General features: G+C 41.7%; 18 protein-coding genes. 3 read left to right on the top strand and 15 right to left on the bottom strand.

All coding sequences use genetic code 11. The annotated features are described in order from the left end of the window. Nucleotides 1–130 precede the first annotated feature (130 nt). Nucleotides 131–1,732 carry a S8 family peptidase gene (locus tag ACFQZS_RS16780; RefSeq protein WP_377102100.1) on the bottom strand — a complete coding sequence of 534 codons (1,602 nt, stop codon included), beginning with the start codon at nucleotides 1,730–1,732 and terminating at the stop codon, nucleotides 131–133. Nucleotides 1,733–1,779: 47 nt separating this feature from the next. After that, a complete protein-coding gene (locus ACFQZS_RS16775; protein WP_377102099.1) occupies nucleotides 1,780–3,321 on the bottom strand; it encodes an acyl-CoA carboxylase subunit beta in 1,542 nt (513 codons plus the stop codon). A 376-nt stretch (nucleotides 3,322–3,697) separates the two neighbouring features. Between ACFQZS_RS16775 and ACFQZS_RS16770 the strand changes: the two genes are divergently transcribed. The 3 genes from ACFQZS_RS16770 to can all read left to right on the top strand — a co-directional run bounded on the left by ACFQZS_RS16770 (nucleotide 3,698) and on the right by can (nucleotide 6,417). Then, nucleotides 3,698–4,030, top strand: a complete 333-nt coding sequence (locus tag ACFQZS_RS16770; protein ID WP_377102097.1) for a hypothetical protein — start codon at nucleotides 3,698–3,700, stop codon at nucleotides 4,028–4,030. Nucleotides 4,031–4,096: 66 nt separating this feature from the next. Continuing rightward, complete coding sequence (locus ACFQZS_RS16765; protein WP_377102095.1) at nucleotides 4,097–5,695, top strand: SulP family inorganic anion transporter; 1,599 nt, start codon at nucleotides 4,097–4,099, stop codon at nucleotides 5,693–5,695. Between the two features lie 8 nt (nucleotides 5,696–5,703). After that, on the top strand, nucleotides 5,704–6,417 hold the full coding sequence (can, locus tag ACFQZS_RS16760) for a carbonate dehydratase (protein ID WP_377102093.1): 714 nt from the start codon (nucleotides 5,704–5,706) through the stop codon (nucleotides 6,415–6,417). 258 nt (nucleotides 6,418–6,675) lie between these two features. Here the strand turns inward: can and rplQ are convergent, their stop codons facing one another. The 13 genes from rplQ to rplR all read right to left on the bottom strand — a co-directional run bounded on the left by rplQ (nucleotide 6,676) and on the right by rplR (nucleotide 14,571). Continuing rightward, entirely contained in the window at nucleotides 6,676–7,305 is a 630-nt protein-coding gene (gene rplQ, locus ACFQZS_RS16755) for a 50S ribosomal protein L17 (RefSeq protein WP_377102092.1), read from the bottom strand. 182 nt (nucleotides 7,306–7,487) lie between these two features. Beyond that, nucleotides 7,488–8,480, bottom strand: coding sequence for a DNA-directed RNA polymerase subunit alpha (locus ACFQZS_RS16750; protein ID WP_377102091.1), 993 nt, complete (start codon nucleotides 8,478–8,480; stop codon nucleotides 7,488–7,490). A 168-nt stretch (nucleotides 8,481–8,648) separates the two neighbouring features. Continuing rightward, the gene (rpsD, locus tag ACFQZS_RS16745) at nucleotides 8,649–9,257 is read right to left on the bottom strand and encodes a 30S ribosomal protein S4 (protein WP_377102090.1); all 609 of its coding nucleotides are present in this window, start codon (nucleotides 9,255–9,257) and stop codon (nucleotides 8,649–8,651) included. A 67-nt stretch (nucleotides 9,258–9,324) separates the two neighbouring features. Further along, nucleotides 9,325–9,714 (bottom strand): 30S ribosomal protein S11, encoded by a 390-nt coding sequence (gene rpsK / locus ACFQZS_RS16740; protein WP_377102089.1) that lies wholly within the window; start codon nucleotides 9,712–9,714, stop codon nucleotides 9,325–9,327. 127 nt (nucleotides 9,715–9,841) lie between these two features. After that, the gene (rpsM, locus tag ACFQZS_RS16735) at nucleotides 9,842–10,219 is read right to left on the bottom strand and encodes a 30S ribosomal protein S13 (RefSeq protein WP_377102088.1); all 378 of its coding nucleotides are present in this window, start codon (nucleotides 10,217–10,219) and stop codon (nucleotides 9,842–9,844) included. Between the two features lie 66 nt (nucleotides 10,220–10,285). Continuing rightward, nucleotides 10,286–10,402, bottom strand: coding sequence for a type B 50S ribosomal protein L36 (ykgO, locus tag ACFQZS_RS16730; RefSeq protein WP_022833269.1), 117 nt, complete (start codon nucleotides 10,400–10,402; stop codon nucleotides 10,286–10,288). An 8-nt stretch (nucleotides 10,403–10,410) separates the two neighbouring features. Next, complete coding sequence (gene infA, locus ACFQZS_RS16725) at nucleotides 10,411–10,629, bottom strand: translation initiation factor IF-1 (RefSeq protein ID WP_294794535.1); 219 nt, start codon at nucleotides 10,627–10,629, stop codon at nucleotides 10,411–10,413. 192 nt (nucleotides 10,630–10,821) lie between these two features. Continuing rightward, a complete protein-coding gene (gene map / locus ACFQZS_RS16720; RefSeq protein ID WP_377102087.1) occupies nucleotides 10,822–11,604 on the bottom strand; it encodes a type I methionyl aminopeptidase in 783 nt (260 codons plus the stop codon). Between the two features lie 6 nt (nucleotides 11,605–11,610). After that, on the bottom strand, nucleotides 11,611–12,948 hold the full coding sequence (gene secY, locus ACFQZS_RS16715) for a preprotein translocase subunit SecY (protein WP_377102086.1): 1,338 nt from the start codon (nucleotides 12,946–12,948) through the stop codon (nucleotides 11,611–11,613). 7 nt (nucleotides 12,949–12,955) lie between these two features. Continuing rightward, entirely contained in the window at nucleotides 12,956–13,402 is a 447-nt protein-coding gene (rplO, locus tag ACFQZS_RS16710) for a 50S ribosomal protein L15 (protein ID WP_377102084.1), read from the bottom strand. 7 nt (nucleotides 13,403–13,409) lie between these two features. After that, nucleotides 13,410–13,589 carry a 50S ribosomal protein L30 gene (rpmD, locus tag ACFQZS_RS16705; protein WP_377102083.1) on the bottom strand — a complete coding sequence of 60 codons (180 nt, stop codon included), beginning with the start codon at nucleotides 13,587–13,589 and terminating at the stop codon, nucleotides 13,410–13,412. A gap of 7 nt (nucleotides 13,590–13,596) precedes the next feature. Beyond that, nucleotides 13,597–14,115 carry a 30S ribosomal protein S5 gene (rpsE, locus tag ACFQZS_RS16700; RefSeq protein ID WP_377102082.1) on the bottom strand — a complete coding sequence of 173 codons (519 nt, stop codon included), beginning with the start codon at nucleotides 14,113–14,115 and terminating at the stop codon, nucleotides 13,597–13,599. A gap of 99 nt (nucleotides 14,116–14,214) precedes the next feature. Continuing rightward, nucleotides 14,215–14,571: a 50S ribosomal protein L18 gene (rplR, locus tag ACFQZS_RS16695; RefSeq protein WP_377102081.1), complete on the bottom strand. Its 357-nt coding sequence runs from the start codon at nucleotides 14,569–14,571 to the stop codon at nucleotides 14,215–14,217. Nucleotides 14,572–14,576 lie beyond the last annotated feature (5 nt).

The following is a 14,576-nucleotide window of genomic DNA, read 5'->3' as shown; positions in this document are numbered from 1 at the left end:
GAAACTATAAAATTGAGTTTTTTTGTCCCACAGTGAGACAAAAATTTAGGCGTTTTCCAATGTGTAGCCAGTCAAAAAACAATGCAGACAAGAAATACTGATCTTGTCTGCATTGAAAAAATTTCTTCGGTTATTTATAAGTTGCCGCCAGTTTAAGCGCGTTATAAGCGTTAACTATACCTCCTGTTGCGCAAAGTTCATCAAAATTAACTTCGCGTTTGTCTTTTCCTTCTACCAGGGTTACTTTATGGTTTACTTTTTCTACAGACCGTAAAATGATGTCCTTAACCTGCAAAGCTGTTAGTTTAGGGTAGTAAGAACGTATAAGCGCTGCCAAACCGGCAACTACCGGTGCCGCCATGCTTGTGCCGCTATGCAACGCGTATTTTGAACCCGGTGTACTTGAGTTGATATCAACACCCGGTGCAAACACGTCAACCGTTGTTTTGCCATAATTAGAAAAAGAAGCTTTCAAGGTAAGGTCATTTTTGGGGCCCGAAGCACCCACTTCTATCCAGGCGGCTGCTTGCCCGCTCTTGTCTTCGTATATACGGCTTGGGAAATTATTTTCCTTCTCGGTATTGTTGTTATCATTGCCCGACGCATGTATTATCAGAACGTCTTTGGTCATCGCAAACTTAACCGCCTCATCAACAGCTTTCTTGTCGTAAGAATATGATTTACCGAAACTCATGTTAATAACACGCGCGCCATTTGCAGCAGCATAGCGTATAGCGTTAGCAACATCTTTGTCGCGCTCATCGCCGGCAGGTACGGTTCTAACACCCATTATCCTTACATCATCTGCAACACCCTGAATACCTATACCGTTGGTTCTGTTTGCGCCAATTATACCTGCCACGTGCGACCCGTGATCAGCGTCAGGGCCGGTAATGTCCGTATTGCCGTAAAGGCGCTCTTTGCTGTCAGTATAGTTATCGCCGACAATCCCGCGTGGGTCAAAATCAATATTGTAGTTATACTCTAATTGCTCATTGTAATGATCCCAGGCCGGCATTACTTCGGCCTCAACAAATGCGCTCACAGTTTTGTACTCGGGTAAAGCCCCCAATAACGTTCTTTGCACACTGGCTTCCCTGGTGTTTTTAGGCTGATATTTAACCAATTCATCGGCAGTAGGATCTTTTTTACCCACACCGGTTAAAATGCCATCTAATGCTACCTTAAAATTATTTACACCGGTAAAGCTTTGTCTCGCTTTAGCTACGTCGGCATTTACTTCTTCACTTAATTTTTTGTATTGTGCAAATGCCGCAACATCAGCGCCTGTTAACTTATTAGTATCCAATGCGGCAAATTTCTTTTTGTAATCGCGCACCAAACGGGTTATCTCCAGGTTATCATAATGCACATTGCCTTTGGCCGATCCTATAAAGTTCCAGCCATGCACGTCATCGGCATAGCCATTCTTGTCGTTATCTATCTTATCGCCCGCTTTCTCTTTTGGGTTTATCCATAGCACGCTTTTCAGGTCCTCATGCGCTGTATCTACCCCACCGTCAATTACCGCTACCAATACAGTAGTATGTTTTTTTCCTTTCAGCAGTTCGTTATAAGCTTTTTCTGTACCGATGCCAAATAGTGAATCTGTTTTAAGGTCAAGGTTTTGCCAGCCCGATACCGGTTTCTTAGCTTCCTGCGCAGACGCTAACAGCGGTATGCACAAACATAGTACAAGTGCTAATTTTTTGATCATTCTCATTCTTTTCATTTATTGTATTATTCAGTTAATGTATTATTTTTTTTAGGTAGTACCTGTTATAACGGGATATTCCCATGTTTCTTACGCGGATTGTTTACCACTTTGTTCTCCAGCATTTTAAAAGCGTTTATCAATTTCAGCCTGGTTTCGGCAGGCTCTATCACTTCGTCAATAAAGCCACGTTCTGCCGCGCGATAGGGATTGGCAAATGTTTCTGAATACAATTGCTCTTTTTCCCTCCACTTCGACTCAGGGTCGGCAGCGGAGTTTATTTCCCGCTTAAAAATAATTTCGGCAGCGCCTTTTGCACCCATCACGGCTATCTCTGCAGTTGGCCAGGCGTAGTTCATGTCGGCACCAATATGCTTGGAGTTCATTACATCATAAGCACCGCCATAAGCTTTGCGTAAAATAACCGTAACACGCGGTACAGTGGCTTCGCAAAAAGCATAAAGTAACTTGGCGCCATTAGTAATAATGGCGTTCCACTCCTGGTCTGTTCCCGGTAAAAAGCCCGGCACATCTTCAAAAACCAGTAGCGGGATATTAAAACTATCGCAAAAACGTACAAAGCGGGCACCTTTTACAGATGCATGCCTATCTAAAACCCCGGCTAAAAACGCAGGCTGGTTGGCAATTACGCCTATACTGCGGCCCGCCAAACGCGCAAAACCCACCACTAAATTTTCAGCAAAATCTTTGTGAACTTCCAAAAAACCACCCTCATCAATTACATGGCCAATAACTTCGCGCACATCATATGGCTGCAACGCGGTTTCCGGCAGCAGATGGTCTAACTCCGGCCGCAATTCGTTTTGCGCATCGTAGGGTAAGGCGGGCGCAATGCTTTCGCAATTCTGCGGCATGTAGGATAGTAGTTTCTTTACATGCTGGATGGCTTCTATCTCATTAGCACATGCAAAATGCGTTACGCCAGATTTACTTGCGTGCGTATTGGCTCCGCCTAATTCTTCGGATGTTACTATCTCGTGCGTAACGGTTTTTACCACATTGGGGCCGGTAACAAACATATACGAGGTATTTTCAACCATCAGAATAAAATCAGTTATAGCGGGCGAATAAACTGCCCCACCTGCACATGGCCCCATAATAGCCGAAATTTGCGGCACCACACCTGATGCCATCGTATTGCGGTAAAATATATCGGCATAGCCACCTAATGATACCACCCCCTCCTGGATGCGTGCACCACCCGAATCATTCAAGCCAACAACAGGCGCGCCGTTCTTTAGCGCCATATCCATTATCTTACATATTTTTTCGGCGTGCGTTTCAGAAAGCGAGCCGCCAAAAACCGTAAAATCCTGCGAATAAACATAAACCAGGCGACCGTTAATTGTACCGTACCCGGTAACAACGCCATCACCGGGGTACTTTTCGGTCTCCATACCAAAATCAACCGAACGGTGGGTAACCAGCATCCCAACTTCCTGAAATGAGCCCTCATCCATTAAAAAGTGCAAACGCTCGCGTGCCGTTAACTTACCTTTTTTATGCTGGCTCTCTACCCTTGCCTGTCCCCCGCCTGCCAGCGCATCGCGGCGCCTCTTATTTAACTCGTTTATTTTGTTGGTCACAATGGTTTGTGTTATGTGTAATGCTAAAAATAGTAATTCTTGCTGTTATAATATAGTTAAATAACAAGAGTAGGTGTAGATGGAAATTACCTTTGTTCCAGCGGAACAATTGGTTGGTATATACAAAAATCGTCTTCCTACCAGTTGTTCCGCTGGAACAATTGTCCTATTCTTAAAGGCGATTTCGTTTGTTTGGCGAAACAAATGTGATACATACATAAAAAAAATTTATTGTTTACAATAAGACTCATTAGCAAACGTTTGGAAACATGCGGTTGATTTTTTTGAATAGATAAATCCGACCTAATTTTTAAAACAGGTGTCATCACAAATGATTTACAATTTGCGGGCGCATATTTTTATATATTTGCATCGAATGAATAATAGGAATAAAAGAAGCTTTGCTTGTTTTCTGTTTATGATCGTCTTTTCTACAAAGATGATGATATCCATTATTCCTATATTTTCTATGCTTGACGCTAATATAGCTGCATCTGTAATTATGCAGCTTGAGCAGGAGAGCAAAAACGATAAAAGCGATACCGACAAAGATGCTTTTAAAGAAAAAAAGAACTTTGACGAACATATTTACAGCTTCTTTGACTACAAACCCGTATTGGTTGAAACCAATTGCCTGCATAATCAGGAAAAGGCTTTAGCGGTAAGGTTATATCACAAAGTAGTTCCTACCCCTCCTCCCAACGTTTAGTTAAATTGAGCCGGGCATCCTCCCGGCTTGTACGCCTATTTATTAAAATTTAACTAAAACATCATTATGCAATCAGAGCAGAATGGAGGCATTGCTGGCTTCCTTAATATAAAAAAATATTTTTCTTCCAAAAACCTTAAAAAGGACATTCCATCAAGTATTGTAGTATTTCTGGTAGCGTTACCTTTATGTTTAGGTATAGCGCTCGCATCAGGCGCGCCCTTATTTTCGGGCCTTATTACAGGCATTGTTGGCGGTATAGTAGTAGGTATGGTTAGCGGTTCGCAACTTAGCGTTGCCGGGCCGGCTGCCGGCTTAACCGTAATTGTATTAAATGCTATTACAGGCTTAGGTTCTTACGAGACCTTCCTGCTTGCTGTTTTTCTGGCCGGGGTTATGCAAATTATATTTGGCTTAATAAAGGCAGGTACAATAGCTAATTACTTCCCTTCATCAGTAATTGAGGGTATGTTGGCCGCTATTGGCATCATCCTTATTATGAAGCAGTTTCCGCATGCTGTAGGTTATGATGCTGATTTTGAGGGAGACGAAGGATTTACTCAAACTGATCAGCACAATACCCTTTCTGGTGTAATGATAGCGTTATCTAAAATAAATTACGGCGCTGTTATCATTACTATGGTATCGCTGGCTATATTAATTTACTGGCCCAAAGTAAAAAAACTGGCCGTAGTGCCCGCTCCTTTACTTGTTGTGGTAATAGGTATTATTTTAGCATTGGCTTTTAGCGGAACAGGTATAGACTTACGCGATAAGCAGATGGTAAACATACCTGTGGTAAACAGTATGGGCGAATTTTTTGGCCTCTTTAAGTCGCCAGACTTTAGCCAGATAGGCCGGGTAGACGTACTGTTAACGGCTGCAACTTTTGCCATAGTAGCCAGCTTAGAAACATTGCTGAGTTTAGAGGCCGTTGATAAGATAGACCCGATAAAAAGGGTATCGCCAACCAACCGCGAATTACTGGCACAAGGCACAGGCAATATAGTAAGCGCTATGTTAGGCGGCCTGCCAATGACGGCGGTTATTGTAAGATCATCTGCAAATGTTAACGCGGGTGCCCGCACAAAGGTAAGCGCTATAATACATGGCATGTTACTGCTGATATCGCTGCTAACCATACCTATGGTACTTAATATGATACCACTATCATGCCTGGCAGCTATACTTTTGATGACAGGTTATAAATTGGCGCGCATTGGCCTGTTTAAACACATGTGGCACAAGGGCCTGCCTCAATTTATCCCTTTTGTGGTTACCATTGTTGCCATCTATTTTACCGACCTGTTAAAAGGGGTTGGCATTGGCATGGTGGTAGCTATATTCTTCCTGCTCTTAACCAACTTACGTAACTCTTATTTCTACCACATAGAAAGTAATGGTAAAAAAATACGGATCCGTTTGGCAGAGGAAGTGTCCTTCCTGAACAAGGCAGCTATACAGGTAACGCTAACTAATGTACCTAAAGAGACAGAAGTTGTTATAGATGGCTCCGCATCAAGATATATAGACCCAGACGTGCTGGAGATCATACATAACTTTAAACATAACGCCTACACTAAAGGGGTTATAGTATCACTTGAAAACATAAAAGACAGGTACGACGTACCCAAAATGAAAGACCTGTTAAAAGAACTTAAATAGAACTACAGATGAAAAACAATAATAATAACGGAGTAACTACTTCTGAAAAATATAAATTACAATTGGTAAATAACGAAAGCTACACCAAGCTGCTATCAAATAACCGGAGCTGGGTAGATAAACAGCTTCAGCAAGACCCGGAGTTTTTTAACACGCTGGCTAAGGGCCAAAGCCCTGAAGTGTTGTGGATAGGCTGCGCCGATAGCCGTGTACCTGCCAACGAGGTTACCGGTACTAAACCGGGCGAGGTATTTGTACACCGCAACATAGCTAACGTATGCGTACACACGGATATGAATATGCTTAGCGTATTAGACTATGCTGTGAACGTATTAAAAGTAAAACATGTAATTGTAGCAGGCCATTACGGCTGCGGCGGCGTAGCAGCCGCTTTAAGCAACAAACAATTCGGACTGATTGACAACTGGCTGCGCCACATAAAAGATGTTTACCGTTTGCACAGCCATGAGCTGGACCGCATTACCGATCAGGAGCAAAAAGTAAACCGGCTGGTTGAGCTGAATGTGACAGAGCAGGCATATAACCTTTGCAAAACAACTATTATACAAAACGCCTGGAAAGAACGCGATGACCTTTATGTACATGGCTGGATAGTTGATATTGGCACAGGGTTGATAAAAGACCTTGGCGTTAGCGCTAATGATGCGCACCAGTTAGGCTATGTTTACGAGGTACAGGCAAACGAGGTAGCGGTGCATTAATTATAAAACTTTCATTTTCCGGTTCCCGGTATGCCGAAAGGCTGCCGGGATTTTTTTTGCTATGTGGTAATTCCTTTTTGTTAAGGGAAAGGATCGTTATTATGATAAGCGAAAAAACTACGAATATTAAGATTTTCTTTTTCAACCATTATAAATATACACAGTTTCAAATAGCTTAAAAACAAAAACGGCCCCGATGATATCAGGGCCGTTTTAATATTATAAAGTCTCCCCTACCGGGGGAGATTTAGAGGGGGCTTATTCGCCTTTTTCTGCGTTTTCTTCGTTTGCAGCAGGTGCTTCAGGAGCTTCTTCTGCAGCAGGTGCAGCAGTTTCTTCAGCTACAGGAGCCTCAGCTACTTCTTCAGCAACAGGAGTTTCTGCAACTTCTGCTTCAGGTGTTTCAACAACTTCTTCAGCAACAGCAACTTCCTCTTTAGCCGGAGCAGCAACAGCAGCACCAGCACCTTTACCACCACGACGACGGGTTGATTTTTTAGCAACCGCAACTTCGCCTTTAGTGTAAGTAGTGTTGTAATCTACCAATTCAATTATTGCCATCTCAGCGTTATCGCCCAAACGGTTTTCTAATTTAACTATACGAGTGTAGCCTCCCGGACGATCAGCAATTTTAGCTGCAATATCACGGAAAAGAATAGACACCGCGTCTTTGTCTTGCAAATAGCTAAACACTGTACGACGTGAGTGTGTGGTATCGTCTTTTGATTTTGTTAAAATAGGCTCTGCATAAACGCGTAACGCTTTTGCTTTAGCTAATGTAGTTGTAATGCGCTTGTGTAAGATAAGCGAGGTAGCCATGTTAGCTAACATTGCCTTACGATGGCTGTTAGTGCGGCCCAGGTGGTTTACTTTTTTACCGTGTCTCATTGTTTTTTGTTTTGTGGCACGTGCATACCGTTGGGCGGCGGTTTATCGTCAAGCCCTCGGAATTACGCGGTTTTAGTGATTAGTTAATTAGAGATCAGAGATTAGTCACCAGCGCCTCTCTAACCTTATAAATGAAAAGAGGTTAAAGACTATTTAACTAATCTCTAACCTCTGGTCTAATATTATTCTTCGTCCAGTTTAAATTTAGCCAGGTTCATGCCAAAAGATAATCCTTTTGATTTAACCAGGTCCTGAATTTCTGTTAACGATTTTTTACCAAAGTTTCTGAATTTCAGCATGTCTGCAACGTCATATGATACCAGGTCAGCCAGGCTGCGGATATCAGCTGCTTTTAAGCAGTTTAACGCACGAACAGAAAGATCAAGATCAACCAATTCAGTTTTAAGGATCTTACGCATGTGTAAAATTTCCTCGTCAACCTCTTTAGTTTCTTCTTTAGCTTGCGCCTCTAACATCATGTTCTCGTCGCTGAATAGCATAAAGTGCTGGATCAAGATCTTAGCAGCTTCTTTAAGCGCGTCTTCAGGGTGGATAGATCCATCAGTAGCAATATCCAAAACTAATTTCTCATAGTCGGTTTTTTGCTCAACACGATAGTTCTCTATGGTGTATTTAACGTTCTTTATTGGAGTGTAGATGGAATCAATAGCAATTACGCCAACGTTCGCATCCGGGTTTTTGTTCTCTTCGCTTGGTACGTAACCACGTCCTTTGTTGATAGTAAACTCAACTTCAAGGGTTACTGAAGAATCCATGTTACAGATAACCATATCAGGATTCAAAACGGTAAAGTTGTTTGAGAACTTGGTAATATCGCCGGCTTTAAAAGCATCCTGACCGTTAATGATCACGAAAACTTTTTCGCTATCGCCAGACTCACCTGTTTTTTTAAACCTAACTTGTTTAAGATTCAATATGATCTCGGTAACGTCTTCAACAACTCCTTTTATGGTTGAAAACTCATGCGTAACTCCTGAAAAACGTACAGAAGTAATAGCATAACCTTCAAGCGATGAAAGTAAGATACGACGCAGAGCATTACCAATGGTTACACCGAAGCCTGGTTCTAACGGACGAAACTCAAACGTACCCTCAAAATCAGTCGATTTCTGCATGATAACCTTGTCTGGTTTTTGAAATGCTAAAATTGCCATTTATATCCTTTATTTATTGTTTGTTAATAGATTTGAGATGTGAGCTTTGAGATCTGAGACCATTTGTCTCTTTTAGCTATCTCAGGCCTGCCACCTTTTTTGACTCATATTTAAATGCGAAATCTGCGACCTCTATGATCCCAGACCTCACATCTTAATTATTATATCTTATTTAGAGTACAACTCGACGATAAGGTTCTCCTTGATGTTTTCAGGGATCTCATCGCGGTTTGGATAGTTAAGGAATTTGCCTGTTAAATTAGCAGCATCCCATTCAATCCAGCTATACTTGTTTATTTTGCGGCCAGCTACTGATAAGCTAATAGCCTCTAAAGATTTTGATTTCTCGCGAACTGAAATAACATCGCCCGCTTTTACCTGGTAAGAAGCAATGTTTACCACGTTACCGTTTACGTTGATGTGTTTGTGACCAACCAACTGGCGTGCGCCTGAACGTGTTGGAGCAATACCTAAACGGAATACTACGTTATCTAAACGAGCTTCTAAGAACTTTAACAAGTTTTCGCCGGTGATGCCTTCTTTAGCAGAAGCACGGTGAAACAGGTTCTCGAACTGACGCTCTAACACACCATAAGTGTATTTAACCTTTTGTTTCTCCATTAACTGTACTGCGTACTCTGATTGCTTGCCTCTTCTTTTTGAAGCGCCGTGCATACCAGGGCCATAGTTTTTTCTTTCTAACGCTTTATCCGGACCGAAGATGGGCTCGCGGAAACGGCGTGCAATTTTTGATTTGGGGCCTGTATATCTTGCCATTGTTTGTTGCTTTTAAAGTATCAAACGGCCCGCAGCCGCTGAATCTTAGCTTTAAAAAATTAATTAATTAAACTCTTCTTCTTTTTGAAGGACGGCAACCGTTGTGCGGAAGCGGAGTAATGTCCTTTATAGTAGTAACCTCAATACCGGTAGTTTGCAAGGTACGGATAGCCGACTCGCGACCAGATCCAGGGCCTTTTACAAATACTTCAACTTTACGTAAGCCCAGATCATAAGCAGCTTTACCGCAATCGCCTGCAGCTTGACCGGCAGCATAAGGAGTATTCTTTTTTGAACCCTTGAAGCCCATTTTACCGGCTGATGACCATGATATAGCCTGACCTGATTTATTGGTTAGGGTAATGATAATGTTGTTGAAAGTAGCGTTTATGTGTGCTTCGCCAACCGGCTCTACAATTACAACACGCTTTTTGGTTACTTTTTTAGCTTTAGCCATTTTGTTTTTTAATTACTGATTTAGTGAATTACTGAATTATTGAATTATAATTCGGACCCGCTAATCGTTTATAATTTATTTATTCCTAATGAAGGAGATAGAAAAACTAATCTCCACTCATCAATCACTATTTAGTAGCTTTCTTTTTGTTAGCAACTGTTTTACGTTTTCCTTTACGGGTACGTGAGTTGTTTTTAGTGCGTTGGCCACGTAGAGGTAAACCTTTACGATGACGTGTACCGCGGTAACAACCAATATCCATTAAACGCTTAATGTTAAGCTGAACTTCTGAACGAAGCGCTCCCTCTACTTTAATCTCGTCGTTAATGATAGTACGAATAGCTGTAAGCTGATCGTCATTCCAATCCTGCACTTTAGTGTTTAGATCGATACCTGCTTTAGTTAAAATATCAACAGCAGTTGAACGGCCAATACCGTAAATGTAGGTTAGGCCTATCTCGCCTCTTTTGTTCTTTGGTAAATCAATACCTGAAATCCTTGCCATATTTGTTTTTGTTTTTATGCACAACCGAACGGCGGCTACCGTTGTACGAATTGTCGCGTTTTTTAATTATCCCTGACGTTGTTTGAACTTAGGGTTCTTTTTGTTGATAACGTAAAGTTTGCCGTTACGACGAATGATCTTGCAATCAGCACTACGTTTTTTTATGGATGCTCTAACTTTCATCTCGTTTGTTATTTATATCTGTATGTAATACGCCCCTTACTTAAATCGTAGGGACTCATTTCCAACTTTACTTTATCGCCAGGTAATATTTTGATGTAGTGCATCCGCATTTTACCTGATATGTGCGCAATAATCTCATGACCGTTTTCAAGTTCAACTCTGAACATCGCGTTTGATAACGCTTCCCGAATTGTACCATCTTGTTCAATCGAAGATTGTTTTGCCATATTTTTTCTTTTAGATTTATGATGCAAGAATTAACAAATAAGCCTTACCTGCATCGCCTTCTTTTTTGTCTTTTTCAAGATATTGATACAAGTAGCTATTTCTTAGCTCTAAATTCCTGCATCTTATCTCTATTTCAACCAATTATCCGCCCCAAAAGCGGGACGCAAAATTAATAAAATATTTTCAATTATTTATTTTTCTTTTAAAACATTATCAACGTAATCAAACGATGATAATATATCAGCTTTACCCTTGCGTATGGCTACAGTATGTTCAAAATGCGCTGATGGTTTGCCATCAACTGTTGATACTGTCCAACCATCGTCCCAAAACTTAACACCGGCACGGCCCGCGTTTATCATTGGTTCAATAGCTATCACCATTCCTTCTTCTAACTTTACACCGGCCCCGCGTTTGCCATAATTAGGCACTTCGGGTTTCTCGTGTAGTCTGGTTCCAACACCGTGGCCAACCAACTCCCTAACCACACCAAAACCATGCTTCTCAGCATGCTCCTGCACAGCATAAGCAATATCGCCAACACGCATACCTACAACTGCCTTTTCAATTCCCTTGTCAAGGCACTCGCGGGTTACACGCAAAAGCGTTTTAGCTTGCTCGCTTACCTCGCCAATGGCAAAGGTAAAAGCAGAATCGCCATAATATTTGTTAAGTATTACACCGCAATCAACAGATACGATATCGCCATCCTTTAACTCGTACTTGCCCGGGAAACCATGCACTACCTGATCGTTCAGGGAAATACAAAGTGAATAGGGAAAACCGCCGTAGTTTAAAAAGGCGGGGACACCGCCGTTATCGCGTATATAGGTTTCAGCTAATTTATCCAGATCAATAGTTCGCACACCCGGCCCAATAACTTTGGCTACTTCGCCGTGTGTTTTTGCAACCAGCTGTGCGCTCTCTCTTATCAGTTCTATCTCTTCGGCAGACTTATAAATGATCTTTGACATGCGTTATTATATGGCTGTCGGAGTTGTTCCGGCAGCGGCTGGTACAGCCGAACGTCCTTTTATTCTGCCTGTTTTCATCAATCCGTCGTAATGGCGCATTAATAAATGGCTTTCTATCTGTTGTAAAGTATCCAACACAACACCAACCAGAATTATAAGGGAAGTACCACCAAAGAAACGCGCAAACAGGTTGTTTACACCTGCCATGTTGGCAATAGCCGGTATAATAGCTATAATAGCTAAAAATATAGAACCTGGCAGGGTGATCTTTGAAATAACGCCATCAATAAAACCCTCTGTTGGAAGGCCTGGTTTAATGCCCGGAATAAATCCGCCATTCTTTTTCATGTCATCCGACATCTGTTTCGGATTAACAGTGATAGCAGTATAAAAGTAAGTAAATACGATGATCAATATAGCCAACAGGCCATTGTGTAACCACGATGTATAATTAGATAACTGTATCAGAATGCCGTTTGATGCCGCTTTAGGAAAAAATGAAGCTAAAGTTGCAGGTATAAACATAAGCGCCTGGGCAAATATTATAGGCATAACCCCGGCAGCATTTACCTTTAATGGAATATACTGACGAACGCCGCCATATTGTTTGTTACCCACTATACGCTTAGCATACTGAACCGCTATTTTACGGGTTCCCTGTACAATAAGTATGGTAAACATTACCACGCCTATAAGTGCTACCAGCTCAACAATAAAGGCAATTAAACCACCTTGTCCACCTGTACGGTTTAAGAACTCGGCTGCAAAAGCGCTTGGTAACTGGGCTATAATACCCACCATTATAATTAATGAAATACCATTACCAATACCTTTATCTGTAATCTTCTCGCCTAACCACATTACAAATAATGTACCCGCGGTTAATACCATGGTATTCATTATCGTAAACATTGGGTTAGCAATCAATATCTCATTAGCAGTTACCTGTGAATTAAGATACGCTACCGCCTGTATGGCTGTAATAAAGATAGTAAGGTAGCGGGTCCACTGGTTGATCTTGTTACGGCCGCTTTCGCCCTCTTTCTGCATTTTAGCAAAATACGGAACAGCTATACCCAACAACTGCATCACGATAGATGCAGAGATGTAAGGCATAACACCTAAAGCGAAAACAGATATACGCGAGAAAGAACCGCCCGCAAACATGTTTAGCAAACCAACCAGGCCTTCGGCTTCCTTAGTTCCGGTTTGCGCGTCTACCCCAGGCAGGCGCACATATGAACCTACGCGATATATCAAAAGAAATAAGAGTGTGTTAGTTATACGCACTCTTAGATCTTCAATTTTCCAGATATTGGATAATGTGGTGAAGAATTTCTTCATACAAATATTATAGCTTAACTATGGAACCACCAGCTGCTTCAATTGCTTTTTGCGCGGTAGCAGTAAATGCATGTGCTGTAATTTCTACTTTGGCTTTCAGTTCGCCACGGCCTAATATCTTAACCTTGTCGTTCTTTGATGCCAAACCATGATCTTTCAAAGTAGCCAGATCAATTGTTGAAATTGAAAATTTCTCGGCCAAGCCTTGTAAAACATCCAGGTTAACGCCAACGTACTCTACACGGTTAGGGTTTTTAAAGCCCACCTTTGGCACACGGCGTTGCAATGGCATTTGGCCACCTTCAAAGCCTATTTTAGTGCTTGTACCTGAGCGTGAACCGGCACCTTTATGACCACGTGTTGATGTACCACCACGGCCAGAACCTGTACCACGACCAATTCTTTTTCTATTTTTAGTAGAACCTTCTGCAGGTTTTAAATTATTTAAGTTCATGATGATATTAAATTTTTTCTACCGCTACCAGGTGGTTAACTTTTCTAACCATACCAATAATAGCCGCAGTAGCTTCAACTTCCACGCTGTGGTTTATTTTCTTCAAGCCCAGTGCTTCCACTGTTCTTTTTTGGCGCTCGGTCCTATCGATCACGCTTTTGATCTGGGTAATTTTGATCTTTGCCATGTTCTGATTATCCGTTAAATACTTTTCCTAAACTGATACCACGTTGCTGAGCTACAGTGTTAGCATCGCGCAGTTGCGATAATGCTGATACTGTTGCCTTAACCACGTTGTGTGGGTTTGATGAGCCTTTTGATTTTGCCAATACGTTATGTACACCGGCACTCTCTAATACTGCACGCATTGCACCACCTGCAATTACGCCGGTACCGTTAGCGGCTGGTTTTATAAATACAAAACCACCAGAGAATTTACCTATTTGCTCATGAGGTACAGTACCATTGATGATAGGAACCTTTACCAGGTTCTTTTTAGCGTCGTCTATACCTTTTGCAATAGCTTCTGTAACCTCTTTAGCTTTACCTAAACCGTAACCTACTACACCTTGCTCATCACCTACCACTACGATAGCTGAGAAGCTAAAAGTACGGCCACCTTTGGTTACTTTGGCAACACGCTGTATGCTAACCAAACGATCTTTTAATTCGATCTCGCTGGTTTTTACTCTTTTTATGTTAATTGTTGACATCTTCTTTTTTTATTGAGTGATTGAGTGAATTAGTGAATGTGTGATTTTAGTTTCCTTTATTCAAACACTCACTCATTCGCTAATTCATTAATTCACTAATTAGAAATTTAAACCACCTTCGCGTGCACCTTCGGCCAGTGATTTAACACGACCATGGTAAAGGTAACCGTTTCTGTCAAAAACAACGTCTTTAATACCAGCGGCAATAGCTTTTTGAGCTACCAGTTTGCCTACCGCTACTGACTGATCTGACTTGGTACCATCAGCAGCAAACTCTTTTGATAAAGATGATGCTGATACAAGGGTTTTACCGTTAACATCGTCAATGATCTGCGCATAAATACCTTTATTGCTTCTGTACACTGACAAACGTGGACGGGTTGAAGAACCTGACAGGCGCTTCCTGATACCCATTTTAATTCTGTCTCTTCTTGATAATTTCGCTTTAGCTGCCATGACGA

This window comes from Mucilaginibacter calamicampi (assembly GCF_042676765.1).
GTDB lineage: Bacteria > Bacteroidota > Bacteroidia > Sphingobacteriales > Sphingobacteriaceae > Mucilaginibacter > Mucilaginibacter calamicampi.
Note: the sequence above shows the minus strand (reverse complement) of the source record. Positions and strands in the feature narration are given on the sequence as shown.